Annotated in this window: 21 protein-coding genes; 10 read left to right on the forward strand and 11 right to left on the reverse strand. The window is 68.6% G+C overall.

The genetic code is table 11. The features are described from left to right. The 3 genes from RZ1_RS20635 to RZ1_RS20645 are packed head-to-tail and all read left to right on the forward strand — an operon-like array spanning position 1 to position 3,748. Entirely contained in the window at positions 1-1,374 is a 1,374-nt protein-coding gene (locus RZ1_RS20635) for an amidohydrolase family protein (protein WP_083583816.1), read from the forward strand. Continuing rightward, positions 1,371-2,243 (forward strand): aromatic ring-hydroxylating oxygenase subunit alpha, encoded by an 873-nt coding sequence (locus RZ1_RS20640; protein WP_072814383.1) that lies wholly within the window; start codon positions 1,371-1,373, stop codon positions 2,241-2,243. Before RZ1_RS20635 ends, RZ1_RS20640 begins: the two co-directional genes overlap by 4 nt. Then, a complete protein-coding gene (locus RZ1_RS20645; protein WP_072814384.1) occupies positions 2,240-3,748 on the forward strand; it encodes an aldehyde dehydrogenase family protein in 1,509 nt (502 codons plus the stop codon). Before RZ1_RS20640 ends, RZ1_RS20645 begins: the two co-directional genes overlap by 4 nt. Positions 3,749-3,803: 55 nt before the next feature. Here the strand turns inward: RZ1_RS20645 and RZ1_RS20650 are convergent, their stop codons facing one another. Further along, the gene (locus RZ1_RS20650) at positions 3,804-4,808 is read right to left on the reverse strand and encodes an isopenicillin N synthase family dioxygenase (RefSeq protein WP_238071806.1); all 1,005 of its coding nucleotides are present in this window, start codon (positions 4,806-4,808) and stop codon (positions 3,804-3,806) included. Positions 4,809-4,996: 188 nt separating this feature from the next. Between RZ1_RS20650 and RZ1_RS20655 the strand changes: the two genes are divergently transcribed. Genes RZ1_RS20655 through RZ1_RS20670 form a run of 4 tightly spaced genes read left to right on the forward strand, consistent with a single transcriptional unit; the run spans position 4,997 to position 9,666 of the window. Continuing rightward, the gene (locus tag RZ1_RS20655) at positions 4,997-6,565 is read left to right on the forward strand and encodes an ABC transporter ATP-binding protein (RefSeq protein ID WP_072814385.1); all 1,569 of its coding nucleotides are present in this window, start codon (positions 4,997-4,999) and stop codon (positions 6,563-6,565) included. Next, complete coding sequence (locus RZ1_RS20660; RefSeq protein WP_072814386.1) at positions 6,562-7,644, forward strand: ABC transporter permease; 1,083 nt, start codon at positions 6,562-6,564, stop codon at positions 7,642-7,644. The genes RZ1_RS20655 and RZ1_RS20660 overlap by 4 nt, the downstream gene beginning before the upstream one ends. Beyond that, positions 7,641-8,603 (forward strand): ABC transporter permease, encoded by a 963-nt coding sequence (locus RZ1_RS20665; RefSeq protein ID WP_072814387.1) that lies wholly within the window; start codon positions 7,641-7,643, stop codon positions 8,601-8,603. Before RZ1_RS20660 ends, RZ1_RS20665 begins: the two co-directional genes overlap by 4 nt. A 40-nt stretch (positions 8,604-8,643) precedes the next feature. Continuing rightward, complete coding sequence (locus RZ1_RS20670; RefSeq protein WP_238071805.1) at positions 8,644-9,666, forward strand: BMP family protein; 1,023 nt, start codon at positions 8,644-8,646, stop codon at positions 9,664-9,666. Between the two features lie 91 nt (positions 9,667-9,757). On the opposite strand, the gene RZ1_RS20675 is transcribed toward RZ1_RS20670, so the two are convergent. The 7 genes from RZ1_RS20675 to RZ1_RS20705 form a co-directional block, all read right to left on the reverse strand. After that, entirely contained in the window at positions 9,758-10,465 is a 708-nt protein-coding gene (locus RZ1_RS20675) for an SRPBCC family protein (protein WP_072814388.1), read from the reverse strand. 19 nt (positions 10,466-10,484) lie between these two features. Continuing rightward, the gene (locus RZ1_RS20680) at positions 10,485-11,339 is read right to left on the reverse strand and encodes an FAD binding domain-containing protein (protein ID WP_072814389.1); all 855 of its coding nucleotides are present in this window, start codon (positions 11,337-11,339) and stop codon (positions 10,485-10,487) included. Next, positions 11,336-13,732: a xanthine dehydrogenase family protein molybdopterin-binding subunit gene (locus tag RZ1_RS20685; protein WP_072814390.1), complete on the reverse strand. Its 2,397-nt coding sequence runs from the start codon at positions 13,730-13,732 to the stop codon at positions 11,336-11,338. Before RZ1_RS20685 ends, RZ1_RS20680 begins: the two co-directional genes overlap by 4 nt. Then, complete coding sequence (locus tag RZ1_RS20690; RefSeq protein ID WP_072814427.1) at positions 13,729-14,220, reverse strand: (2Fe-2S)-binding protein; 492 nt, start codon at positions 14,218-14,220, stop codon at positions 13,729-13,731. The genes RZ1_RS20685 and RZ1_RS20690 overlap by 4 nt, the downstream gene beginning before the upstream one ends. Positions 14,221-14,325: 105 nt before the next feature. Then, on the reverse strand, positions 14,326-15,468 hold the full coding sequence (locus tag RZ1_RS20695; RefSeq protein WP_072814391.1) for an XdhC family protein: 1,143 nt from the start codon (positions 15,466-15,468) through the stop codon (positions 14,326-14,328). Further along, complete coding sequence (locus RZ1_RS20700) at positions 15,461-16,579, reverse strand: vWA domain-containing protein (protein WP_072814392.1); 1,119 nt, start codon at positions 16,577-16,579, stop codon at positions 15,461-15,463. The genes RZ1_RS20695 and RZ1_RS20700 overlap by 8 nt, the downstream gene beginning before the upstream one ends. A 7-nt stretch (positions 16,580-16,586) precedes the next feature. After that, positions 16,587-17,480: an AAA family ATPase gene (locus tag RZ1_RS20705; protein WP_072814393.1), complete on the reverse strand. Its 894-nt coding sequence runs from the start codon at positions 17,478-17,480 to the stop codon at positions 16,587-16,589. A gap of 256 nt (positions 17,481-17,736) precedes the next feature. Here RZ1_RS20705 and ahpC point away from each other — a divergent pair, with 256 nt between their 5' ends. Then, on the forward strand, positions 17,737-18,300 hold the full coding sequence (ahpC, locus tag RZ1_RS20710; RefSeq protein ID WP_072814428.1) for an alkyl hydroperoxide reductase subunit C: 564 nt from the start codon (positions 17,737-17,739) through the stop codon (positions 18,298-18,300). 145 nt (positions 18,301-18,445) lie between these two features. Then, the gene (ahpF, locus tag RZ1_RS20715; RefSeq protein WP_072814394.1) at positions 18,446-20,041 is read left to right on the forward strand and encodes an alkyl hydroperoxide reductase subunit F; all 1,596 of its coding nucleotides are present in this window, start codon (positions 18,446-18,448) and stop codon (positions 20,039-20,041) included. 90 nt (positions 20,042-20,131) lie between these two features. Here the strand turns inward: ahpF and RZ1_RS20720 are convergent, their stop codons facing one another. From RZ1_RS20720 to RZ1_RS20730, 3 genes are read right to left on the reverse strand one after another with little or no spacing between them, the layout of a single operon-like run. Continuing rightward, entirely contained in the window at positions 20,132-21,337 is a 1,206-nt protein-coding gene (locus tag RZ1_RS20720; RefSeq protein WP_072814395.1) for an MFS transporter, read from the reverse strand. After that, positions 21,334-22,419 carry an LLM class flavin-dependent oxidoreductase gene (locus tag RZ1_RS20725; RefSeq protein WP_072814396.1) on the reverse strand — a complete coding sequence of 362 codons (1,086 nt, stop codon included), beginning with the start codon at positions 22,417-22,419 and terminating at the stop codon, positions 21,334-21,336. Before RZ1_RS20725 ends, RZ1_RS20720 begins: the two co-directional genes overlap by 4 nt. Before the next feature lie 31 nt (positions 22,420-22,450). Continuing rightward, complete coding sequence (locus RZ1_RS20730; protein WP_072814397.1) at positions 22,451-23,560, reverse strand: acyl-CoA dehydrogenase family protein; 1,110 nt, start codon at positions 23,558-23,560, stop codon at positions 22,451-22,453. 318 nt (positions 23,561-23,878) lie between these two features. Between RZ1_RS20730 and RZ1_RS20735 the strand changes: the two genes are divergently transcribed. Further along, on the forward strand, positions 23,879-25,486 hold the full coding sequence (locus tag RZ1_RS20735) for an ABC transporter substrate-binding protein (protein ID WP_072814398.1): 1,608 nt from the start codon (positions 23,879-23,881) through the stop codon (positions 25,484-25,486). The last annotated feature ends 10 nt before the right edge of the window (positions 25,487-25,496 follow it).

A 25,496-nucleotide genomic window follows, 5' to 3' on the forward strand; every position in this document is an offset into this window, starting at 1 on the left:
GTGCCCGCATCCACGCTGTTGCTCGCCGACGCCGTCGTCACCATGGACGCCGCGCGCACGGTGATTCCCGATGGTGCGGTCGTGGTGACCGGCGACCGCATCGCCGGGGTCGGCACCGCCGCCGAACTGCGGCTGCGCTTCCCGGAAGCCACCGAGACGGACCTGTCCGGGCGGCTGTTGATGCCGGGCCTGGTCAATACGCACTCGCATTCCGGGCTGCTGCGCGGCACCGCCGAGCACCTGCCGGTGTGGGAGTGGCTGCGGGTGCACATCGACCCGATGCACCGGGTCCTGACCGCGGATGAGGCCGAGGCGGCGTCGTGGTTGTGCTACGCGGAGAGTGTGCTGGCGGGCACGACGACCGTCGTCGACATGTGGCGGTTCATGGACCGTAGCGTCGCCGCGGCGGCCGGCATCGGCAACCGGCTCGTCACCGTCAGCTACGTCGGAGCCCACCCGGATCACGATTACTTCGATTCCCTCGACGCCAACGAGTTGCTGTTGCAGCGGTGCCAGGGAGCGGCCGACGGACGCGTGAACGTGTGGGTGGGTCTCGAGCACGTCTTCTATGCCGACGACGCCGGCCGCCGTCGCGCCGTCGACATGGCCCGTGACTACGACACCGGTTTCTACACGCACTGCAGCGAATCGGAGATCGAGCTCGCCGAGTTCGACCGCCGATTCGGGTGCCGCCCGATGTTCGCGCTCGAACGCCTCGGCTTCTTCGGCACCCCGCGCACGCTGCTCGCGCACGCGGTGTGGCTCGACGACGCCGAGATCGAGCACCTCGCGCAACGCGGTGTCGGCGTGGCGCACAACCCGGTGAGCAACATGAAGCTCGCGAGCGGCATCGCACCGGTCGCCGCGATGCTCGACGCGGGCGTCGCGGTCGGAATCGGCACCGACGGAGAGAAGGAGAACAACAACCTCGACATGTTCGAGGAGATGAAGGTCGCATCGTTGCTCGGCAAGCTCGCCGCGAACGATGCGTCCGCGATGGACAGTTGGACGGTGCTCGAGGCGGCGACGGCCGGCGGTGCCCGCGCACTCGGGATGGAGGCCGACATCGGCTCCCTGGAGCCGGGCAAGAAGGCGGATCTGATCGCGGTACGCACCGAAATCCCGCGCATGACCCCGCTGTTGCGGGACGGCCCGTTCGCGAACCTGCACCACAACCTCGTTCATGCCGTCCGCGGCAGCGATGTCGACCTGACGATGATCGACGGTCGCGTCGTGGTCCGCGACGGGATGCTGGTGGGCAACGACCTTCCCGCGATCATCGACCGCGCCCGCGCCGCGGTTCCCGGATTGTTCGCGCGCCGCGCGCAATGGCTGGCTTCCCACGACGGAGAGCCGAAAGGAGTGTTCTCATGACCAGATGTGACGACCCGGTGGTGCTGGACCAGTGGTACGCCGTGTGCAGCGAACTCGAACTCGGTGAGGGACTGATCTCCACCCGGCTGCTCGGCGTCGACCTCGACTGCGTGCTCGGGGTCGACGGATCCCCGTCGGTCCGCGCGGACGGCCAGGTCCTCCCGGTCCGCCGGCGCTACGGATTCGTGTGGACCACAATGGGTTCCCCCGCGGGTGACGTGTTCGACATCGCCGAGGCACTGGAGCCCGACCGGCGGTACGTGCAGTGCGGGTGGGTGACGATGCGCACCTCACCGGGCCGCGTGGTCGAGAACTTCCTGGACATGGCGCATTTCCCGTTCGTGCACAGCGGGATTCTCGGCGGCGAGGCGAACACGGAGGTCGCCAAGTACGAGTGGGAGGTGCGTCGCGACGTCGACGAGGTGTGGGCGACGAACTGCCGCTTCTTCCAGCCTCAGGTGTCGGCGGCCTCGGACGGCGCCTTCGCCCAGCTGACCTATCGGGTCCCCGCGCCGTACATGGTGATGCTGTACCGGGTTTCGCCGTCGGATCCGAGCCGGCTCGACGCGATCGCGTTGTTCATCCAGCCGATCGAGGAGGAACTGTGCCGTGCCCAGCCGGTGATGTACCTCGTTGATCCCGTTTCCGAGCACACCGACCTGCTGCAGTTCGAGCAGGTGATCTTCCTGCAGGACCGCATCATCGTCGAGAACCAGCGTCCGCTGCTGCTGCCGCTCGCGCCGCGCGACGAGTTCCCGACCCGCGCCGACGGGTCGTCGGTGGGCTATCGGCGCTGGCTGCGGGCGAAGGGATTACGTTGGGGCACAGTACCGTCCGACTCGGCCGCGAAGCGAGGGGTACGAGCATGACCGTTCTGTCGACCGCAGCGGCGGTCACCGTGCGACACGCCACCGCGTTCCTGGCGGGTCCGGCGAAGAAGCTTCTGATCGACGGGGAGTGGGTCACCGGCGGGGGATCGGAGTTCGCCTCCGCCGACCCGGCCACCGGCGGCGAACTGGCCGTGCTGTCGTCTGCGGACGAGGCCGACGTGGACGCGGCGGTCGCCGCGGCCCGGGCGGCGCTGCACGGCAGCTGGGCCGCCTGCACACCGAGCGCACGAGGCCGGATCCTGTGGCGTCTGGCCGAGCTGATCGACACACACGCCGACGAGCTCGCCGAACTCGAAACCCTAGACCAGGGAAAGTCCTGGGCCACCTCGAGGTTCGCGGAGATTCCGTCGGCAGCCGAGCAGTTCCGGTACTACGCGGGTTGGGCCACCAAGATCACCGGAACGACGGTGTCCCCATCGATCACGTATCAGCCGAAGGGCCGGAAGGTGATCGCCCACACGGTCCGCGAACCCGTCGGGGTGGTCGCGGCGATCGTGCCGTGGAACTCACCGCTGCTCATGGCAGCGATGAAGCTCGCGCCCGCGCTCGCGGCCGGATGCGCCGTGGTGCTCAAGCCCGCCGAGGACACGTCCTTGACCGCGCTGAGATTCGGGGAGCTGCTCGGCGAGGCCGGGATGCCGGCGGGCGTCGTGAACATCCTCACCGGCGACGGGACCGTCGGGCGCCTGCTGTCGATGCACCGCGACGTCGACAAGGTGACGTTCACCGGTTCCACCGACGTCGGTAAGAAGCTCACCGCTGCGGCCGGGGCGAGCAACCTCAAGCGGCTCACCCTGGAACTGGGCGGTAAGTCACCGGTGGTCGTGCTCGGCGACGCCGATCTGACCGAGACGATTCCCGGTGTGGCACGGGGCATCTTCGCGAACTGCGGTCAGGTCTGTGTGTCGGGGTCGCGGGTCTACGCGGCGCGGTCGGTGTACGAGCGGCTGGTCGACGGACTCGCGGAGACCGCCGGAGCGATGCGGCTCGGCCACGGACTCGATCCGGACGCCGATCTCGGTCCGCTGGTGAGCCCGCAGCACCGCGACCGTGTCGCCGCGTACGTCGAGGACGGGGTGCGCGGCGGAGCCACCGTCGTGTCCGGCGGACGCGCCGTCGGTGAGGCCGGCAGCTTCTACGCGCCGACCGTCGTGGTCGACGCGGCGCCGGACCTGCGGATGATGCGGGAGGAGATCTTCGGCCCGGTCGTCGCGGTCACCCCGTTCGACGACCTCGACGAGGTGATCGGTGTCGCCAACGACACCGAATACGGTCTCGCCGCGAGCGTGTGGACGCGGGACCTGTCGACGGCACACCGGGTCGCCGGGCGGATCCGGGCCGGCACGGTGTGGATCAACTGCCACTCGTACTTCTCGCCGGAGCTGGTCAAGGGCGGCCACAAGCAGTCCGGGTGGGGTTACGAGAACGGTGCTGCCGGGCTGGACAATTATCTCGAGAACAAGACGGTGTGCATGACGGTGTGACCGGTGCCGGGGCGGGAGGTCGTACCTTCCGCCCCGGCAGGGTTCACGTCGTCTTTCAGGCCTTCGCCTTCAGGTAGTCGTGCGTCGCGTCGAACCGGGACAGCATGTATTCCCCGGCGGCGATCGGCGGGTACAACGGCTCGGTGTCCGGCTCGACACACGTCGGTATCGCTTCGACGACCGCGTGGAAATCGGGCGCCACGAAGAACGGCAGCGAGTACCGGTCGCGGTCGACGGGAGCCAGTACCCGGTGACGGGTGGAGACGTAGCGGTGGTTCGTCCACCGCGCGATCATGTCGCCGAGATTGACGATCAAGGCATCGGGCGGCGTCGTCACGTCGATCCAGCCGCCGCCCCGCGCCGCGACCTGCAGCCCACCGACATCGTCCTGTGCCAGCAGAGTCAGCGAGCCGTAGTCGGTGTGGGCACCCGCAGCCGGCGCCGTCTCCTCCGCCGGAACCGGTGCGTAGTGCAGCATCCGCAGGGACGCAAGGGGATCCCGGAACATCGGCACGAACCAGTCCTCCGTGAGGCCGAGCGCGAGCGCGAGTCCCCGCATGAGATGGGTGTTGATGTCCAGGCAGGCGGCCGCGTAGGCGTCGGCCACGTCGCGGAACCCGGGCATGAGGGTCGCCGGCCACTGGGCCGCGCCGTGCAGGGGTGTCCCGGCGATCACGTCGGGATGGTCCGGTCCGCGGTCGGTGGTGATGTCGAGAGCTTCCTTGGTGTCGGCACCGGCGGTGTCGTCGAGTGTTTCTGCCCGCGCCGCGACATATCCGCTGTGGCAGCAGGACTTTGCGATGGCGATGTCCATCTTCGCCTCCAGCGGAAGGGCGAAGAACCGTTTCGCCTGATCCACGGCCGCGGCCCGCAGCGCGGGATCGAGGCCGTGCCCGGTGATGACGAAGAAGCCGAGATCGGTGCAGGCGGTGTCGAGTGCCCCGGCGACCGCCAGGGGATCGCTGCCGTCGCGCAGCGGACGTAGGTCGATGACGGGGAGCGAGTCCATGAAGCCTCCGGGGATGACGGATATTTTTCGCTCCCAGTTGAATTCGGTCATGCTGCGGAACGGTCTCCGCCCCGTGAGATCGACGTTACGAATGCGTCGGGGCGGACTCGGCACACCTCCCGAAGTCCACCTTCGGTCGTGCGAAACACAATCGTCACCGACCGGACATCACCGTTCAACCATCGGGCTGCATCGTCTGATGGCAACAACCAGCGATTGCGCGGAAGGTCGTACACCGCATGATGACTGCTCCACCCCTGCCTGGCGCGGCACTGGAGATCGGTACCGGACCCGGTGTGCGCCATGCCGAACCGGGCGTCGTGATGCGCAACATCCGACGGGCCTTCGGCGACAACGTCGTCCTGCGCGACGTCTCGCTGCACGTGCGTCCGGGCGAGGTTCATGCCCTGCTCGGGGAGAACGGTGCCGGCAAATCCACCCTCATGCGGATCCTCACCGGACTGCTGCCTCCCGACGAGGGCGCCGTCGAACTCGACGGCGCGGAACTCGGCGACGGCAATCGCGACCGGATCGCGATGGTCCATCAGCATTTCATGCTCGTACCGAACATGACCGTCGCCGAGAATTTTCTGCTCGGCAGGTCCCGCGGTGTCGTCGGCCGCTCGCGGATCCGTAAGGTGTCGCGCGAAATCGAGGCGCTTGCAGAGGAAACCGGGCTGAGCTGCGACCCCCGCGCGCGCATCGACACACTGTCGGTCGGTGAGCAGCAACGCGTCGAGATCCTGCGGGCCCTGCACCAGGGCGCTCGGTATCTGCTTCTCGACGAACCGACCGCGAACCTGGCTCCCCCCGAAGTGCACGCGCTGCTGTCCCGGATTCGCTGTCTCGCAGCCGACCTGGGTGTCGGGATCGTGTTGATCACCCATCATCTCGACGAGGTTCTCGAGGCGTGCGACCGCGTCAGTGTCCTGCGGGGCGGCCGACTGGTCGCCGAGAAGGCCGTCTCGGGGGTCACCACCGCCGAACTCGCCCGTGACATGGTCGGCCGTGAGGTCGGGCTGGGTGTGCGCCGGGCCGCCACCTCGCCGCCCGGGACCGCGGCGCTAGAACTCGCGGGTGTGTCCGTGCCGGGACAACTGCACGACCTGGATCTCACCGTGCGAGCCGGTGAACTCGTCGCCGTCGCCGGTGTCGAGGGCAACGGCCAGTCCACCCTCGAAGACGTCGTGTCCGGGCTCGCCCCGGATGCCGACGGCGCCGTCCGGATCGGCGGTGAGGCCGTCGTGCAGCTCTCACCCGCTGCGGTCCGCGCTGCCGGTGTCGGGATCGTCCCGTCCGACCGCTACACCCGTGGTCTCGTCAAGACCCTCGGTATCGACGTGAACCTGTCCGTCGACGCCGCCGCTCGACCACCGGTCGCGCGGCGCTGGGGCCGGGTGTCGCGCACGGCGATCCGGAAGCGGGCCACCCGGATCATCGAGGCCCTGTCCATCAAGACCGCGAGCCCGGCCGTGGCAGCGGGCACGCTGTCCGGTGGCCACGCGCAGCGAGTGGTGCTCGGTCGTGTGCTCGACGGCGAGCCGAGCGTGCTGCTGGTCGCCCAGCCCACCCGCGGCCTCGACATCGGTGCGACCGAATTCGTATGGGACACATTGGAACGACACCGCGAGCGGGGAGCCGCGATCATGCTGATCTCGTCGGATCTCGACGAGATCTGCAGTCTCGCCGACCGCGTCGTCGTGCTCTACCGGGGCCGGATCGTCGCCGAGTTCGCCGACGGTCCGTTCGACCGCGAAGCCATCGGCTCCGCGATGGGCGGGCGGCAGGTTCGGGAGAGCGCCGCGTGAGCGCGGGCACGCTTACCGTTCCGCCCGCCCCGCAGGCACCCCCGGATGCTCCGGGCACCTCCCGCGTGCGCGCCGCCGCGACCGCGGCGGCGGTGCCGATGCTCGCCGTGATCGTCGGCCTGGCGGTCGGTGCCGTGCTGATCCTCCTGGCCGGCGGTTCACCAATGGCGGCCTACGCCACCATGCTCGACGCCGCGCTGGGCGGCGACACCCAGCTCGGGCGGCTGCTGACCGGCATGACCCCGCTCGTGCTCATGGGTCTCGGCTACGCGGTCGCCTATCGCACGGGCTTCGTCACCATCGGGGCGCAGGGACACTACGACGTCGGTGCGATCACCGCCGCCGCCGTGGTGCTGAGCATGCCGCTCGGGAGCGGCTGGGTGGCGATCCCGGTCGTCGCTGTCACCGCCGCGGCGGCCGGCGCGCTCGTCGGCGCGGTCGCCGGTGTCCTGAAGGCCCGGCTCGGCGTCAACGAGATCATCTCGTCGCTCATGCTCAACTACCTGGTCTTCTACGGTCTGGCGTGGGCCGTGCGCAAACCGCTCGCGAACCCGAACGGGTTCACCCCCGAATCGGAACGGATCCCCGAGTGGGCGCAACTGGCGACGTTCCCCGGCACCAGGATCCATCTCGGTGTCCTCGTTGCCGTGCTCGCCGTGCCCGCGGTGTGGTGGCTGATGCGGTCCACCCGGTTCGGTTTCGCGTCGCAGGTGGTGGGGGAGAGCCCCACGGTCGCCGCGGCCAACGGTATCGGCGTGGCCCGCACCGTGGTCACGGCGGCGCTGATCAGCGGTGCGCTCGGCGGGATCGCGGGTGCAATCATGCTGCTCGGCAGCGAGTTCCGGCTCTCCCTGGCGATCTCGTCGGGAATCGGCTTCACAGCGATCGTCGTCGCGCTGCTGGGCCGGCGGAACCCCTTCGGGATCGTCCTCGCCTCGGCCCTCGTGTCCGGGCTGACACTCGGCGGCCAGGCGGTGCAGCGGACGCAGGAGATACCGGCGTCCATCGGCACCGTGGTGCAGGCAGTGATGATCCTGACCGTGCTGGTGGCGAATCGAATTGTGGAGCGTGCCCGATGAACTGGTCCGATGTCCTGGGTGCCGGTGCCCTCGTGCCGCTGCTCACCGCTGCCCTGCGGCTGGCGATGCCGATCGTTCTCGCCGCGGCCGGTGCGTGCCTGGCGGAACGGTCCGGGGTGCTCAATCTGGGCATCGAAGGGCAGATGATGATGGGTGCCGTCGCCGCGTTCGTCACAACCTACTACAGCGGCAGCCCTCTGCTCGGCGCCGCCATCGGAGCCGCGGCCGGCGTGGCGGTCGCCGCGGTCGTGGGCGCCGCGACCATCACGATGGGCATCGACCAGATCATCACCGGCATCTCGGTGGTGATCCTCGGCAGCGGTCTCGCCTCCTTCCTGTACCTGCAGACGTTCGGGATCAGCGGCACACCGCCGCGCACGCAGGGCACCGGACCGATCGAGATCCCCGTGCTGTCGGACCTCCCGTTGCTCGGGCCGGTGCTGTTCTCACAGTCCCCTCTCGTCTACCTGTCGATCGCGATCGTCGTCGCTCTGTGGTGGGTGCTGGGGCGCACCGCATTCGGTCTGTCGGTTCGCGCGGCGGGCGAGAACCCGGACGCCGCGGACTCGGTCGGCGTCTCGGTTCCGGGTGCGCGGTGGGCCGCGCTGCTCGTGTCCGGTGCCACCGCCGGTCTCGCCGGTGCGCTGGTCGTCGACGGCCTGGGCTTCTTCCAGGACGGCATCACCGGTGGCCGCGGCTGGGTTGCGCTCGGCGTGGTGATCCTCGCCCGGTGGAACCCGCTCGGTGCCATGGCCGGTGGTTTCATGTTCGGTCTCGTCGATGCGTTCCAGCTCCGGGTTCAGTCCGCGTCCGGTGGGCAGGCCACCGTCGTGCCCTACGAATTGTTCCAGGCCCTGCCGTACGCGGTGACGCTGATCGCGGTCGTCGTCACGACCGTGCGGTTCCGCCGCAGCAATGCCCCCACCGCGCTGGGGACCCCCTTCGTCCCGGCGAAATAGCAACACACGTCCCGAATTTCCCCCTGGTTAGGAGAATTCTGTGAAGAAGTTGGGTACCGCCCTCGCGGCAGCGGCGGCCATGGCCGTGACCGTCGCCGGATGTTCGAGCTCGGATTCGGGCAGCGATGCGTCCGCCGACGGGGCGATCAAGGTCGCCGTCATCACCTCCGGACCGGTCAACGACCTGGGCTGGAACCAGGGCATGGTGGAGGGCGCGCAGAAGCTCGACAATGAAGGTCTCATCGATCTTACTGTGGTGCAGCAGGACTCGGGTGCAACCTCAGACCAGATCGCCCAGATTGCGACGGATCTCGCGGAGGACGGCAACCAGCTCATCGTCGGCCACTCCTTCAACTACGGCGAGCCGATCAAGAACATCCTCGCCGACTACCCCGACGTGCTCTTCGCGTACGCCGGGGGGTTCGGTGACATCACCGAGAACATGGCCGACTACAGCCAGCCGTTCTACGAGGCCTCGTTCCTGACCGGCATTCTCGCCGGATCGCTGAGCGAGACCGGGATTCTCGGTGGCACAGCAGGGTTCGAAATTCCGGTGTGCAAGGCCCAGATCGAATCGTTCGCAGACGGCGCGAGGCTGACCTACAAGGGTCCGGGCGAGATCACCCTGAAACCGGCCTACATCGGCGGGTGGTCCGATGCGGCCGCGCAGACCCTCGAGGCCGTCAATGCCCTCGTCGACCAGGGCGCCGACCAGTTCACCAGCTGCGGTGTCGACGCCGCGACCGTGGAGGGTGCCAAGCAGCGCGGGGTCGACGTCGTCGGATACGCCATGGACCAGACGCCCCTCGCGCCCGAGAACGTCGTCTCGTCCATCGTGTGGAACCTCGACGAGGTGCTGCGGGCGATGGTCGCCGACGTGGAGGCCGGAACCGTGAATCCGGCGAAGTACTACGACGTGAGTTTCGCGGAGGGCGGCGTCGACGTCGCGATCAACCCGGCGTTCGCCGACAAGATCTCACCCGAGGCGATGGCGCTGTTCGACGAGTACCGGGAGAAGATCATCTCCGGCGAGTACGTCGTCGAATACAAGGGCGGTCAGTGACCCGAGGGCGGGGAGCCCTGAACGAGCCGGCCGGGGAGTCCTGAACGACCCGGCGCCCCGGCCGCCACCGCACAGGTGGCGGCCGGAAGCGTCACTCGCGCGAGCCGAGCAGGCGCCGCAGCACCACGAGCACCAGAACGAGAATCGCCGCAACCCCGACGACCGGGAGGATGCGTTTGATCGCCGAACCCCGCGCGTACTCCATGAGGTCGAGCGGCTCGGCCTCGGGGGCAGGAACCACCGGTGCCCGGGTGGCCGCGGGTGCGGGTGCGACCGCCTCGGGTGTGGCCACAGGGGCCGCGGCCTCGGCGGCAGCCGGCGCGGCCGGCTCGGCTGCGGGAACCGGTTCCTCGACGGCCGGACCGAGCTTCTTCGACAGGCACGCCGCGAACTGCTCGATGATCTTGCCGCCGACATCGGAGATCATGCCGCGCCCGAACTGGGCCGGCTTGCCGGTGATGGCCAGATCCGTCGCCACCACGCCGTCGGTGTTCTCCCCGTTCTCGGTGAGGGTGATGGTGATGGTCGCGTCGACCGTGCCGTTGCCGCGGGAATCCTTCGCCTTGGCCAGCAGCACAACCTTCCGGGCGGCCTCGTCCTTCTCCACGAACTCGCCGGTGCCCTTGTAGGTCAGTGCGACGGGCCCGATCTTCACCTTCACGGTGCCGGTGAACGTGTCACCGTCGACACCGGTGAGGGTCGCGCCGGGCATACACGGTGCGACCTTCTCCGGATCGAGCACAGCCGACCACACCTCGTCGATCGGGGCGGGCACGGACAGTTGGTGTTCCAGTTGCATGGGTCGATCCCCCTAGATGTCAAAGCCCGGCTGCGGTCGTCACGGCTCGGCGCGTGAGGACTCGGGCGAGGTGGGTGCGGTATTCGACGTCCGCGTTGCCGTCGCCGATCGGGCTGGTGCCCTCGGCGGCGTGCTCGGCGGCTGTTCGGATCGTATCCGCGTCGGCGGGGCGACCGGTCAGTAGCTCTTCGACTCCGCGGGCTCGAATCGGGACCGACGCCATGTTGGTCAACGCGACCCGAGCCTGCGTGACCGTGCCGTTCTCGACGGCGACGGTCGCCGCGACACCGACGATCGACCACGCGTGTGCGACCCGGTTGAACTTCTCGTAGTGCGCTGCCCAGCCGGTGTGTTTCGGGATCCTTATCTCGGCGAGGATCTCGTCGTCGGCGAGCGCCGTGGTGAAGTAGTCCTCGAAGAAATCGGCGGCCGGGACGTTGCGGCGTCCGGACGGTCCGACGGCGGTGAACGTGCCGTCCAGCGCCAGCACCGACGCGCCCATGTCCCCGGCCGGATCGGCGTGCACCAGGGCACCGCCGATCGTGCCGCGGTGCCGGATCTGCGGATCGGCGACCGTGCTGGCGGCCTCGGCGAGCAGGCGGGCGTGCTCGCCGACCAACGGGTCGTGCATCACGTCGTGATGGGTGGTCATCGCGCCGATGACGAGTTCGTCACCGTCCTCGCGCACCCCGCGCAGTTCGGGGACACGGCCGAGGTCGACGAGCACCGTCGGCGCCGCGAGCCGCAACCGCAGCACCGGCATCAGACTCTGGCCACCGGCGATGACCTTCGCGTCCTCACCGGCGGAGGCCAGCGCGGCGACGGCCTCGTCGAGGCTCGCCGGGGCGACGTAGTCGAACACGGACGGAATCATCGGGCACCTCCCTGAGCGGATTCGATCGCGTGCCACACCCGCATCGGCGTGCACGGCATGTCGATGTCGCGGACACCGAGGTGGCGCACCGCGTCGAGCACCGAATTGACCACCGCCGGGGTCGAGGCAATCGTGCCCGCCTCGCCCACGCCCTTGACGCCCAGCGGATTCCCTGTCGCCGGGGTTTCGGTGCGGCCGGTGGTGAACGTCGGCAGATCCGCCGACGACGGCAGCAGATACTCGGCGAACGATCCGCTGAGCAGCGTGCCCGTCTCGTCGTGCACGGCCTCCTCGTACAACGCCTGCGCGATGCCCTGCGCGAGCCCACCGTGCACCTGACCGTCGACGATCAGCGGGTTCACGACGTGCCCGATGTCGTCGACGCACACGTACTTACGGATCCGCACCCAGCCGGTCTCGGTGTCGACCTCGACCGCGCACAGGTGTGTCCCGTGGGGATACGAGAAGTTGTCCGGATCGTAGGTGGCCTCCGAATCGAGGTTCGGTTCGATCCCGTCGGGCAGGTTGTGCGCGGCGAACACGGCCAGCGCCACGTCGGTCAGCGCCACGGCCTTCTGGGTGCCCGCGACCCGGAACCGGCCTTCGGTGAACTCGAGGTCCTCCTCGGCGCATTCGAGCAGGTGCGCGGCGATGGGCCGGGCCTTGGCGACGACCTTCTCGGCAGCCGCGACGATCGCGATACCGCCAACCGCCAGCGACCGCGACCCGTAGGTGTCCAGCCCGCGCGGCGACGTCTGGGTGTCGCCGTGCAGCACCTCGATGTCCTCGAACGGGATGCCGAGCCGGTCCGCGACGATCTGGCTGAACGCCGTCTCGTGGCCCTGGCCGTGCGCGGATGCCCCGGTGACCACCTCGACCTTGCCGGTCGGCAGCATCCGGATCGACGCGTGCTCCCAGCCGCCCGCACCGTAGGCGAGGGATCCGAGCACCCGGGACGGTGCAAGCCCGCACATCTCGGTGAACGTCGAGATCCCGATCCCGAGCTGCACCGGATCGTTGCGGTCGCGTCGCTCCGCCTGTTCACGACGCAACCCGTCGTAGTCGAACAGGTCCGTCGCCTGGGCGGTGGCGGCCTCGTAGTTCCCCGAGTCGTACGTCAGCCCGGCGATCGTCGCGAACGGGAACTCCTCGTGGCGGATCCAGTTCTTCTCGCGCAGCTCGAGCGGATCCATCGACAGTTCGGCGGCCAGTTCGTCCATGATCCGTTCGATCGCGAACGTCGCCTCCGGCCGGCCCGCCCCGCGATAGGCGTCGGTCGGCACCTTCGTGGTGAACACGTTCGTGCACGTGAAGTGGTAGGAACCGAATTTGTAGATGCCGTTGAACATGAACGCGCCGAGGATCGGCACCCCCGGCGTCACCAGACGCAGGTAGGCGCCCATGTCGGCGAGCAGTTCCACCTTCAGCCCGGTGACGGTGCCGTCGCGGCGCGCGGCGAGGGTGAGCTTCTGGATCTGGTCACGGCCGTGATGCGCGGCCGCCATCGACTCGCTGCGCGACTCGGTGTACTTCGCGGGCTTGCCGAGCCGCCGCGCCACGAGCAGCGTCACGACCTCCTCGGGGGTGACCTGAAGCTTGCCGCCGAACCCGCCGCCGACGTCCGGCGCGACCACGCGCAGTTTGTGTTCGGGGATGCCCAGGCTCATCGCGAGCATCAGCTTGAGCACGTGCGGCACCTGCGTCGCCGACCACATGGTGATCTGCGGCCCGGTCGGGTCGACCACCGTCGACCGCGGCTCCATGAACGCGGGAATCAGCCGTTGCTGCCGGAACGTGCGTTCGACGACGACCTCGGCGTCGCGGATCGCGTCCTCCACGTTGCCTCCGGTGCCGGCCTCGGCCGAATCGAACGTCCACGTGGCGCTGACGTTCGTGCCCAGATCCGGATGCACGAGATCGCTTCCCTCGCGTGCGGCCGCGGCGAGATCGAGCACGACGGGCAGTTCGTCGTAGTCGACGTCGATGCCTTCGAGCGCGTCGTGCGCCTCGTAGGCGCTGCGCGCGGCGACCACCGCGACCGCCTCGCCCGCGAAGTGGACCGTGTCCACCGCCAGCGACGGAGCGGGTGGCGCCTTCATGTCCGGGGTGATCGGCCAGGCACACGGCAGGCTGCCCTGTTCCTCCGCCAGGTCGGCGCCGGTGTACACGGCGAGTACGCCGGGCATCTTCCGGGCCTCGGTGACGTCGATGCGGGTGATGCGGGCGTGGGCGAGCGGGCTGCGCAGGATCGCCAGGTGCACCATGCCGGGCAGCACCAGGTTGTCGGTCCACTTCGTGCGGCCGGTGAGCAGGTGCTCGTCCTCCTTGCGTGCCCTGGCCTTCCCGATCTCCGGTTCCGGAGTGGTGGTGCCGGGGTCGACGGTGCTGGTCATCGTCCACCTCCCGCGGTCGCGTCGGCGTCACGCAGTCGTCGCGCGGCGTCCTGGGCGGCGGCGACGATGTTCTGATATCCGGTGCAGCGGCACAGATTTCCCTCGAGGCCGAGCCGGACCTGCTGTTCGTCGGGGTCCGGGTTCTCGGCGAGCAGGTCGAGGGTCGACATGATCATGCCGGGAGTGCAGTAACCGCACTGCAGGGCGTGGTTGTCGTGGAACGCCTGCTGCACGGGGTGCAGCGAGCCGCCGGTTGCGAGGCCCTCGACGGTGGTGACTTCGCTGCCGTCGGCCTGCACGGCCAGCACCGAGCAGGACTTGACGCTGCGGCCGTCCAGGTGGACGGTGCACGCGCCGCAGTTGCTGGTATCGCAACCGACGACCGTGCCGACCTTGCCGAGGTGGTCGCGGAGATAGTGGACGAGCAGCAGACGCGGTTCGACCTCGTCCGTGTAACTGGTGCCGTCGACGGTGACAGTGATGCGCATCGAGCCTCCCGTGCCGTGCATCCGGGTGATCCGGATCACTGACACTGTGCTCTACGGACACCGCCGGAATGGCCGGAATCGCGGAATCGCCGGCCGTTCAGAGGCTCAGCCGTGCTGCCGCGGCGGCGCCACCTCGTGAACGTGGATCGGACCCTCGGTCCGGACGAGGCGTTCCCCGCCGCCTCCCCATCGCAGCGCGATGATCTCCGCGGCGATGGACACGGCGGTCTCCTCGGGGGTGCGGGCCCCCAGGTCCAGGCCGATCGGCGACGACAGGCGCGCGAGTTCGGTCTCGCTCATCCCGGCCTCCCGCAGCCGGGCGAGCCGGTCGTCGTGCGTGCGCCGCGATCCCATCGCCCCGACGTACGCCAGATCCATCCGCAACGCGACCTCGAGCAGCGGCACATCGAACTTCGGGTCGTGCGTGAGCACCGCGACGACCGTGCGGCCGTCGACCCGCCCGGCTTCGGCCTCTGCCGCGAGATAACGGTGCGGCCAGTCCACGATCACCTCGTCGGCGGCCGGGAACCGGGCCGCGGTCGCGAACACGCCGCGGGCGTCGCACACCGTCACCCGGTACCCGAGGAACGACCCGAGCTTCGCCATCGCCGCGGCGAAGTCGATCGCACCGAACACCAGCATCCGCGGCGGCGGCTGGAAGACGTTCACGAACACCGACATTCCCGCGCCGCGCCGCTGCCCGTCCGGTCCGTAGTGCAGCGTGCCGGAGCGGCCGACGTCCAGGAGGCCGCGGGCGTCGTCGATGACGGCCTCGTTCATGCGGTCGGATCCGAGTGCACCGTCGGCGCGATCCGGCCACACCACCACGCGCCGGCCGACGGTCGCGGCGTCGGGATGTTCGGTGACGGTCGCGACGGCCACCGGTTCGCCCGCGTTCACCGAGGCCACCATCTCGGTGAACGCGGGAAAGCTCGTCTCGTCGATCCGTTCGACGAACACGTCGATGATGCCGCCGCACGTCAGCCCGACGGAGAACGCGTCGTCGTCGGATACGCCGTACCGCTGCAGCACCGGGGTGCCGTCGCCGATGACGTCCTGCGCCAGTTCGTACACCGCACCCTCGACGCACCCGCCGGACACGCTGCCGGTGACGGTGCCGTCCGCGGCCACCAGCATCGATGCCCCCGGACCGCGCGGCGCCGACCGGAACGTCGACACGACGGTGCCGAGGGCGACGGTCTCGCCGCGCCGGTAGCGGCGGTCGAGTTCGTCGAGAACCTCACGCACGGTGAACCTCCTCCAGCAGTGCCTGCAGAGTGGCCAGGCTGTGGCCCGCGAGCAGACGGTCGATGTAGGGCAGTGCGGCCGAGATCCCCGACTGCACGGGCTGATAGCCGGCGACGCCCGCATGCGGATTAACCCAGAGTACGGCGTGGGCGAGGCGCCGCAGCTGTGCCATCTGCTCGGCCAGCAGCGTGGGGTCGCCGCGTTCCCAGCCGTCCGAGAACACGACGACGACGGCGCCGCGTGCCAGACCGCGCCGGCCCCACCGGTCCAGGAACGCGCGCAGCGTTTCACCGAGCCGGGTGCCGCCCGCCCAGTCGGGAACGGCCCGACCGGCGCCGGCGAGAGCGATCTCGGGGTCGCGTGCCCGCAGCGCCCGCGAGAGCCGGGTGAGCCGGGTACCGAGTGAGAACACCTCGGTGCCGGACGGGTTCGCCCGGGTGACGACGTGCGCGAACCGCAGCAGCGCGTCGGCGTACGGGCTCATCGATCCGGACACGTCGATCAGCAGCACGACGCGACGCGGGCGGGTGGTCTTGCGGTGATGGCTCGGCCGCACCGCTTCGCCGCCGGCGGCGAGCATCGCGCGCAGGGTGCGGCGGGGGTCGACGGGGCCGCGCCGCGACGGGCGCACCCGCAGTGCCGCGCGCGTGGGCGGCCGCGGCCGCAAGGTGGCGATGAGCTCGTCGAGGTGGGCGCGTTCGGCGGGGGTGAGTTCGGCGATGTCGCGGTGCCGCAGCACCTCGGTCTCGTCGGCGGCGACCTGCAGCTCGGGTGCGGCATCGTCCGGGTCCCGGGCGGTGCCATCGGTGAGGGCGGCGATGTGCGACACCTTCGGTTGCAGTTCCGCTCCGACCGTGGAGTGGGTGGGAACGGTTCCGCCGAACCAGCTTTCGAAGGCCAGGTCGTAGCGGGCGAGGTCGTCGGGGTTGTGGCACAGCGTGGCGCGGCCGGCCCAGTACATGTGCCCGGGGTCCGCGAGGTCGAGCTGGGTCACAGCCGTGGTGAACGCGGCGGTCGCGTCCGGGGTGACGGGCAGGCCCGCCGCGGCGAGTGCGCGGGTGAATCCGGTGAGCCCGACGAGGACTCCGCTGGTGTCCGATGCGCTGGGCACGGTGGATTCACCTGGCCAGCAGCCGGTCGAGACCGGCGCGGGCGACCCGTTCGAGGTCTTCCCGGTACTTGAGCACCGCGCCGAGGGTCGCCGCCGCGGTCGCCGCGTCCAGCACGGTTCGGTCGAGCTCGAGCAGTGCCCGGGCCCAGTCGAGGGTTTCGGCGACGCCCGGTGGTTTGAGCAGTTCCATCTCGCGCAGTGTGTGCACGGCCCGGGTGACCTGCCGGGCGAGGGTCTCGTCGATTCCCGGTAGGCGCCGGCGCAGGATCGCGATCTCACGTTCGAGGTCCGGGTGGTCGACCCACAGGTACAGGCAGCGTCGTTTGAGGGCGTCGTGGACTTCGCGGGTGCGGTTGGACGTGAGCACCACCAGCGGGGGAACAGCCGCGCGGATCTCGCCGAGCTCGGGAATGGTGACGGCGTTCTCGTCGAGCAGTTGCAGCAGGAAAGCCTCGAATTCGTCGTCGGCGCGGTCGATCTCGTCGACGAGAAGCACGCACGGGGACTCGGTGAGGGCACGCAGCAACGGTCGTGTGAGCAGGAACCGTTCGGTGTAGAGGGAGCGTTCCGCGGCATCCGCGTCGAGGGCGCCGGCCGACGCGGCCTCGAGGGTGCGCAGGTGCAGCAGCTGGCGCGGAAAGTCCCAGTCGTAGAGGGCCTGCGCGGCGTCGATGCCTTCGTGGCACTGCAGCCTGACCAGGGGCAGCTCGAGAGCCTCGGCGAGCGCGATCGCGAGGGACGTCTTACCGGTGCCGGGCTCGCCCTCGCAGAACAGGGGTCGGCCCATTCGCAGCGCGAGGTACGCCGAGACGGCGAGCCCGTCGTCGGCGAGGTAGCCGGTGCGGTCGAGCTTTCGCGTCAGGTCCTCGGGGGAGGCGACGTTCTCTGCCGGTGCGCGCATGCCGCGAGCCTAGGTGCGGCTCCGCCGCCGGTGTGCACTTTGGGCGGGCGGAGGCGCCGGTAAGACGGACGGGCGGCGTAGCCGCACCTGTGTCGTCTGTCACATCGGAAAAATCGGACAACTCTACTACCTGCAGAAACGCATCTTTGATAGGTTTCTATTATCTAACTTCTAGGAACAATCGATTGGCACAATCAATCACTGGACGTTAACGTTGGTAACTGTCAACCCCATCGAAAAACGAATGAGGCTCTACATGTCGCTGATCAACAAGCAGATCAAGCCCTTCACCGCGGAGGCCTTCAAGGACGGTGCCTTCGTGACCGTGTCCGACGAGGACATCAAGGGCAAGTGGGCGATCTTCTTCTTCTACCCCGCCGACTTCACGTTCGTCTGCCCGACCGAGCTCGGCGACCTCGCTGATCACTACGAGGAGCTGCAGCGCCTGGGTGTCGAGGTCTTCTCCGTCTCGACCGACACGCACTTCACGCACAAGGCGTGGCACAGCTCGTCCGACACGATCGCGAAGATCAAGTACGCGATGATCGGCGACCCCACCCTGCAGATCAGCACCGACTTCGAGGTCCTCCGCGAGAACCAGGGCCTGGCCGACCGCGGCACCTTCCTGGTCGACCCGGACGGCATCGTCCAGTTCACCGAGGTCACCGCCGAGGGCATCGGCCGCAACGCTGCCGAGCTCGTCCGCAAGGTCAAGGCTGCCCAGTACGTCCGCTCGCACCCGGGCGAGGTCTGCCCGGCGAAGTGGGAAGAGGGCGACGAGACCCTCGCCCCGTCGCTGGAGCTCGTCGGCAAGATCTGATTCGTCGACGGAATCCGTTCCGGTGGCACGGGACTGCTGTCCCGTGCCACCGGGCACCGTCCGGGTCTGCTCGGCTCGAGCTGAGAAGTTCGCCGACTCCCTTTCTTCACAAGTCACTGTTCTTCCACCTCTGGAGTTGATCCTCATGCTCGATGCCCCCCTCGCCAACCAGCTCGAGGCGCTCCTCGAAAAGGTCACGCAGCCGATCGAGCTGGAGTCCTCGCTCGACGACGGCCCGAAGTCGAAGGAACTCGCCGATCTCCTCGACCAGATCGCCGGTATGTCCGGCCTGGTCACCCACGTGCGCACCGGCAACGACCGGCGCCGCCCGTCCTTCGTGATCCGCCGCGTCGGCTCCGATATCGAGGTCCAGTTCGCCGGCATTCCGCTCGGCCACGAGTTCACCTCCCTCGTGCTCGCTCTGCTGCAGGTCGGTGGCCACCCGTCGAAGGAAGCCGCCGAGCTGCTCGACCAGGTGCGCAACCTCGACGGTGATCTGCACTTCGAGACGTACTTCTCGCTGTCGTGCCAGAACTGCCCCGACGTCGTACAGGCACTGAACGTGATGTGCGTGGTGAATCCGCGTATCAAGCACACCGCGATCGAAGGCTCCCTGTTCCAGGACGAGGTCGATGCCCGCCAGGTCATGGCCGTGCCGACGGTGTTCCTCAACGGTGAGCCGTTCGGCTCCGGCCGCATGAACCTCGAGCAGATCGTCGGCAAGCTCGACACCGGATCCGCCGAGCGCACCGCCGCCGCCATCTCCGAGAAGGATCCCTTCGACGTCCTCGTCGTCGGTGGCGGACCCGCCGGCGCGACCGCGGCGATCTACGCCTCCCGCAAGGGGATTCGCACGGGCGTCGTGTCCGAGCGGTTCGGCGGCCAGGTGCTCGACACCATGGCCATCGAGAACTTCTCGTCGGTTCCCTACACCGAGGGCCCGAAGTTCGCGGCCGAGCTCGAGAACCACGTCCGCCAGTACGACGTCGACATCATGAACGTGCAGAACGCCGCGAAGCTGACGCCCGCCGCAACCGAGGGTGGTCTGGTCGAGATCGAACTCGAGAACGGCGCGCGACTGCTCTCGCGCAGCGTCGTCCTCGCGACCGGTGCCCGCTGGCGCTCGATGAACGTGCCCGGAGAGAACGAGTACCGCAACAAGGGCGTCACCTACTGCCCGCACTGCGACGGCCCGCTGTTCAAGGGCAAGCGCGTCGCGGTGATCGGCGGCGGCAACTCCGGTGTCGAGGCCGCCATCGACCTCGCCGGCGTCGTCGCGCACGTCACGCTCATCGAGTTCGACTCGGTGCTGCGCGCCGACGAGGTGCTGCAGCGCAAGCTCCGCAGCCTGCCGAACGTCGACATCGTCGTCAGCGCCCTGACCACCGAGGTCCTCGGCGACGGTTCCAAGGTCACCGGCCTGGTCTACACCGATCGCACCACCGACGAGTCGCACACCGTCGACCTGGACGGCGTGTTCGTGCAGATCGGTCTGCTGCCCAACACCGACTGGCTGTCCGGCACCGTCGATCTCAGCCCGCGCGGGGAGATCGTCATCGACGCCCACGGCCGCACCTCCGTGCCGGGTGTCTTCGCCGCCGGCGACTGCACGACCGTCCCGTTCAAGCAGATCATCGTCGCCGCCGGCGCGGGTGCGACCGCCGCGCTCAGCGCGTTCGACCACCTGATCCGCACCAGCAGCCCGGCCGAGGTCGAGGAGACGGTCCCGGCGACCGTCTGACGCTCGGTTCGGAACCAACTGTGGCCGCTGCCCTTCGGGCGGCGGCCACAGTGCTGTGCGAAGGGTGGTTCGGCGATATGGCCGGTGTACTCATCCGGCGTGGGCGCGTCGCTGCCCGAGGAGTGGCACCAGGGCGAGGGTCCCGACAATGCTCACGACGCCGCACAGCACAAGGAAGCGCCAGTCGCCCAGCCACGACGCGACCAGCGGCAACCCGGCCCGCGCCAGTGCCGTGGGAACCGCGATGGCGGCCAGCACACTGGCGAAGTGCACGACACCGAAACTGTCGGCCAGGATCGACGGGCGTGCGATCACCGCGACCCCCTGCCCAAGGCCGACGGCGGCGACACACAGGAGGGTCAGCGGTATCGACAGTCCGGCGAGCGGCAGCAGGAGCAGACCCGCTGCCTGCACCGCGAAGGCGAAGGCGGTCGCCTTCGCGATCGGCACTCGACGGGCAACCGTCGTCAGGATCAGCCGCGACAGGATCTGCAGGACGCCGACGGCGATCGGCACCGCGGTCGCCACGGCCGTCGAGTGCCCCACGTCGAGCAGGTAGGCGACGATGAGCAGCAGGAAGGCGGCGGCCGAACCGGCCTGCGCGACAAAGGCGGTCAGCAACAACCAGAACCTCTTCCGCCGAAGTGCCGCGGCGACCGGAAAGCCTTCGCGCCTGCGAACCCGGCTCAGATGTGTCTCACGGGACGGGACTGCCCACAGGTGCGCCGGTATCGAGGTCACGGCCAGCGTCACCGCCAAGATCACCAGAGTGGTGCGCCAGCCGAACTCGGAAACCGTCCACCCCAGTAGGGGATACACGAGATAGGTGGCGAGGCCGGCGATCATCGTCACCGCAAGGATCGCCTGATCGCGTTCGTGCGGTTCGGTTGCGACGACGAGTACTGCGAAGGCCGAATCGTAGGTCGACATCACCAAGGCCAGGCCGATCAGCGCAAACGCCACGTACAGCATCGCCAGCGACGTCACCTGGGACCACAACAGCACCGCGACCGCTCCGATCGCGGATCCGCCGGTCATCACCAGACGTCCCCCGTGACGGTCGAGGATCCGGCCGACGGGGATCGCGACCAGTGCCCCCATCAGTGTGGACACGGTGGACGCCGCGGCCACGGCCGTGCGCGACGTGCCGAGATCGGCGGCGATCGGGACGAGGACCACCGGGAGGATCTGCACCATTGCGACGAAGCCGATGGTGCTGGTCACCGAGAAGACGGCGACCAGCAGGCGCCGGTGGGTGGAAGCGAGAAGGGTCGGACTGTGGGTGTCGGCCGTCATCCGCGCAGCAGCGGCAACAACTGGTTGCCCTGGCGTTCGATCTCCCTCAGATACGGCGTGTCGGAGAGAACGAAATGCGTGATCCCGAGATCCTGGTATTTGAGAAGCGATTTCGCGACGTCCTCCGCGGAGCCGACCAGCCAGGTGGTAGCCGCGCCGCCACCTCCGAATTTGCCCGGTGCAGTGTAGAGGTTGTCGTCGAGGACTTCCCCTCGCTCGGTGAGGTTCAGCAGCCGCCGCTGACCGACGGCGGTGCGGCGGTGCGGGTTGGCGCCCTCCGCGGCGCGTCCGCCCGGACCGTCCGGATTGCGGGCGGCCATCTCCGCGACGGCGGCTTCCGCGTCGGCCCATGCCTGTTCGGTGGTGTCCCGGATGAATGTCGTGATGCGCAAACCGAATTCGAGCGGAGGATGCTCGCGCCCCACCTGTTCGCCGAGCGCTTCGAGACGATCGATACGTTCGCGGATATCGTCGAGAGGCTCACCCCAGAACAACTGGACGTCCGCCTCGGCCGCGGCGACGTGCTCGGCGGCCGCGGAGGCACCACCGAAATACAGCTTCGGGTGGCGCCGACCCGGCCGCGGCACGATTCGCGGTGACACCGTGGAGTTCTCGACTCGGAAGTGCTCGCCTCGGTAGGTCACGTTCTCCTCGGTCCACAGTCTGCGGACGAGCTGGAGGAATTCGCGGGTGCGGGCGTACCGGTCGGCCTGGTCGCCCTCGGCGTCGCCGTACGCTGCGAGATCGTCCTTGCCGGAGACGATGTTGATTCGCAGCCGGCCGCCGGTGAGGTGGTCGAGGGTGGCGGCCGACGCCGCGAGGTTGGCCGGCTGCCAGTATCCCGGCCGGATCGCGACGAGGGGCTCGAAGGTGGTTGTGCGGGCGGCGAGTGCGGTCGCGACGGTGAAGGTGTCCGGGCGCCCCCAGCCGGTGCCGATCAGGGCGCCGGTGAAGCCGTGCTTCTCCAGAGCCTGCGCGTGGGAGGTCAGCGTCTGCAGGCTGTTGTGGCCGTCGGTCGTGTCGTCGCCACGGTGCCCGGGATGGGTCTGATTTGGTATGTACCAAAGGAATTCGGAGCTCATCAGTCTTCCTGATCGGTGTGAACGGGCGCACTCAGAGTGCGAGCCGGGCGAGTTGGACCTCGCGTACGTCGGTGGTCTGGCCCTGGACGAGGATGAAGAGGGCCGATCGGGCGTACAGCTGTGCGGTGTCGTCGAGGCGGATGCCGTGACCCGCGCGAGCGACGACGAGGGCTCTGGTCAACGTGGTCAACGCCTCTCCACAGGCGGCCTTCGTCGCGAGCCGTTCGTCGATCCGGTGTCGCCCGTCGCGGGACGCCAGTGCCTCGTCGGCCAGTGCGTACGCGTCGGTGCGCAGTTGCGCAACCCGAACGCGCCACACCGATGCGACCTTGTTCGCCTGCGGATTCGACGACTGCTCGAGTTCGCGCAGAACGGCGTCGGCGAGACCGAAATGATGAGCCCGGGCGTCACCGGCAGTACCGATGTCCTCGTTGCGCCAGTCGGCCAGGGGCTGGGTACCGATGACGTTGCCGTCCGGTACGGCGACGTCGTCGAGAACGACCCGCTCGGTTCGGCTTCCGCCGAGGGCACTGAGATTCAGGGGCTCGGCTCGGGTGCGGTCGTCGACCGGCACGAATGCGGTCACCACAGTGCGGGTGGACGGTTCGACGGCGGCGACGGTCAGCACGGAGTTCAGCCCCCAGCCGCTGACCCAGGACACGGTGCCGGAGAAGGTCCATCCGCTGGGAGTTCTTGTCGCGGTGATGAAATGGTCCGGAAACCGGCGGACGTCGCTGATCGCGGCGCCGAGCAGCACCCGGCCCTGTAGGATTTCGTAGCCGATGCCGGGCAGGGCGGAACCTTCGGCGAGAGTCTTGGCGAGCCGGCCGACGATCGGAGCGTGCTGTGCCCACACCAAGTAGGTGTTGAGGCAGGCCCCCGAGAGGATTTCGTGTAGCCGACGGTCACAGTCGCGGTTCAGCGCCGCACCCCCGAATTGCTCTGGTGCCACATGGTTGAGCAGGCCCAGTTGCGCAAAATCCGCGATCCGCTCCGCGCGGACGCCTTCGCGATCGGTCAGCAGCGCAGCCGGGCGCAGGATCGTGTCGGCGTAGTCGGCGATCCGTGACACGAACGGATGCTCGTCCGCGGCGGTTGCCCCCTGAGCCGCGGTCGGGGTGGTGACGCCGGAGACTGTCATAGGAGCTCGGGATCCTCTCGGATGCGTTGTCGGGCAATGCCCGTGCCGTGAACGATGGATGCACGGATCAAGGTGGAAATTAGTGCGCAACAGGAATGTTCGACAGAGTTGAAATCACCGTGGCGCGAATCGGACTTGTAATCACAGTGACTCGAATCGATGACGGCCGGGTGCCCGGCTGCTTGGGTGGATGACGTGGCGCCGAACTCGCGGCGTGTACCGACATTTCCGACCGCCCGGTCGTCGAATGCGTCTTCCGTTCCGAATTACCGAGAAGGATGAGCACTGTTGTTCGCCAGGAAATTGCGTCGCGCAGCGATGTCGTCTGTGTCGGCCGTGGTAGTGGCGGTGTCCGTCGCCGCGTGTGGTGGTGGTACCTCGTCGTCGTCCGCCGACTCCGGCCCTCCGGTGTCCGGTGGCACGCTGACCTTCTACGATCCGGTCGAGTATGCGGCCTGGAAGCCGACGAACTCCCTCTGGTCCAACAGCCAGGTCACCAACAATCTGGCAGAGCGCCTCGTGTGGCAGGACCCGTCGACCGGCGATTTCAAGCCTTGGCTGGCCGAGTCGTACCAGGTCGGCGACGACCACCTCTCCTACACCTTCACGTTGCGTGAAGGTGTCACCTTCAGTGATGGAACGCCGCTCGATGCCGACGTGGTGAAACTGAACTTCGACCAGCACGGCATCGGCGATCCCGGGCGTGGGATCACCAAGGATCCGTTCTGGGTCAACTACGCGGGCACCGACGTCCTCGACGAGCGCACCGTCGTGGTCCGGCTGTCCCAGCCGAATGCCGGTTTCATCCAGGTCCTGTCCAACTATCGGGCAAGCTCGATCCTCGGCAGGTCCACACTCGAACGTGACCTCAACGGACAGAGTGACCTGCGGAACTGGGTCGGCACCGGACCCTTCGTGGTCGAATCGGTCACAGGTACCAGCGGAGTCACCCTGAAGCGACGCGAGGGGTACAACTGGGCACCCGAGGGCTCGGGGCACTCCGGTGAGGCATACCTGGAGCGCGTCGTCTTCAAGTCCGTTCCCGAAGCGGGCACCCGGGTCGGCGCACTGCAGTCCGGTGAGGCCCATATCGCCCGCAACATCGCGCCCTACGACGAGGAGACCGTGACTGCGGGCGGCGGCGTTCTGCTGGCGATCCCGGTTCAGGGCGAGACCAACGACCTGACCGTCCAGCTCTTCGATCCGCAGTCGCCCGTCCAGGACAAGAACGTGCGCCTGGCGCTGCAGGCGGCGACGGACCGCCAGGAGATCAACGAGGCGGTGCTCTCCCAGAACTACGGCGTCCCGACCAGCGCGCTGGTCAGTGGTACACCCCTGAGAGGCGACGCGAGCAGCTACCTCACGTACGACCTTGACAAGGCGAATTCCCTTCTGGACGAGGCTGGTTGGAAGATCGGCGCGGATGGCATCCGGGAGAAGGACGGCGAACGGTTGACGTTCGACCTGCGTGTCGCGCCCTACTACCAGGTGTCCCAGTCGGTCCTGGAGGTGCTGCAGTCGCAGTGGCGCAAGGCGGGCGTCGAGATCGAGATTACGAGGCCGTCCCTGACGGAGTACGAGTCGCAGCTGGCCTCCGCCCCGGACTTCTACTTCGCCCAGGGGCAGACCTCGACGGCCGAGCCCGGCGTGCTGTGGACCGCCTACGGCAGCGACCGTCAGAACGTGACACGGAACGTCTCGCCGGACCGCACGCTCGAGGACCTGCTCGCCGCGCAGGCGGCCGAGTTCGATCCGAGCCGGCGCGAGGCGGCGCTGCAGGCGGTCGAGGACCGCATCTTCTCGGAGGGCTACTCGATTCCGCTGTACGACGAGACGCAGGTCTTCGGAATCGGCCCGAATGTGCACGGTTTCGTCACCGAGTCCACCGCACGGTCATGGCTGTACGACACCTGGATCTCACAGTAGGGGAGTGATC

Origin of the sequence: Rhodococcus zopfii NBRC 100606 = JCM 9919 (assembly GCF_001895025.1) — a bacterium.
Lineage (GTDB): Bacteria > Actinomycetota > Actinomycetes > Mycobacteriales > Mycobacteriaceae > Rhodococcus > Rhodococcus zopfii.

Bases quoted from the DNA above. Each gene is read 5' to 3' on its own strand.
- RZ1_RS20680 (WP_072814389.1), bottom strand. From the start codon at position 11,339: ATGATTCCGTCCGTGTTCGACTACGTCGCCCCGGCGAGCCTCGACGAG.
- RZ1_RS20665 (WP_072814387.1), top strand. From the start codon at position 7,641: ATGAACTGGTCCGATGTCCTGGGTGCCGGTGCCCTCGTGCCGCTGCTC.
- RZ1_RS20650 (WP_238071806.1), bottom strand. From the start codon at position 4,808: ATGACCGAATTCAACTGGGAGCGAAAAATATCCGTCATCCCCGGAGGC.
- RZ1_RS20655 (WP_072814385.1), top strand. From the start codon at position 4,997: ATGATGACTGCTCCACCCCTGCCTGGCGCGGCACTGGAGATCGGTACC.
- RZ1_RS20675 (WP_072814388.1), bottom strand. From the start codon at position 10,465: ATGCAACTGGAACACCAACTGTCCGTGCCCGCCCCGATCGACGAGGTG.
- RZ1_RS20640 (WP_072814383.1), top strand. From the start codon at position 1,371: ATGACCAGATGTGACGACCCGGTGGTGCTGGACCAGTGGTACGCCGTG.
- RZ1_RS20705 (WP_072814393.1), bottom strand. From the start codon at position 17,480: ATGCGCGCACCGGCAGAGAACGTCGCCTCCCCCGAGGACCTGACGCGA.
- RZ1_RS20690 (WP_072814427.1), bottom strand. From the start codon at position 14,220: ATGCGCATCACTGTCACCGTCGACGGCACCAGTTACACGGACGAGGTC.
- RZ1_RS20685 (WP_072814390.1), bottom strand. From the start codon at position 13,732: ATGACCAGCACCGTCGACCCCGGCACCACCACTCCGGAACCGGAGATC.
- RZ1_RS20720 (WP_072814395.1), bottom strand. From the start codon at position 21,337: ATGACGGCCGACACCCACAGTCCGACCCTTCTCGCTTCCACCCACCGG.
- ahpC (WP_072814428.1), top strand. From the start codon at position 17,737: ATGTCGCTGATCAACAAGCAGATCAAGCCCTTCACCGCGGAGGCCTTC.
- RZ1_RS20645 (WP_072814384.1), top strand. From the start codon at position 2,240: ATGACCGTTCTGTCGACCGCAGCGGCGGTCACCGTGCGACACGCCACC.
- RZ1_RS20725 (WP_072814396.1), bottom strand. From the start codon at position 22,419: ATGAGCTCCGAATTCCTTTGGTACATACCAAATCAGACCCATCCCGGG.
- RZ1_RS20735 (WP_072814398.1), top strand. From the start codon at position 23,879: ATGTCGTCTGTGTCGGCCGTGGTAGTGGCGGTGTCCGTCGCCGCGTGT.
- ahpF (WP_072814394.1), top strand. From the start codon at position 18,446: ATGCTCGATGCCCCCCTCGCCAACCAGCTCGAGGCGCTCCTCGAAAAG.
- RZ1_RS20730 (WP_072814397.1), bottom strand. From the start codon at position 23,560: ATGACAGTCTCCGGCGTCACCACCCCGACCGCGGCTCAGGGGGCAACC.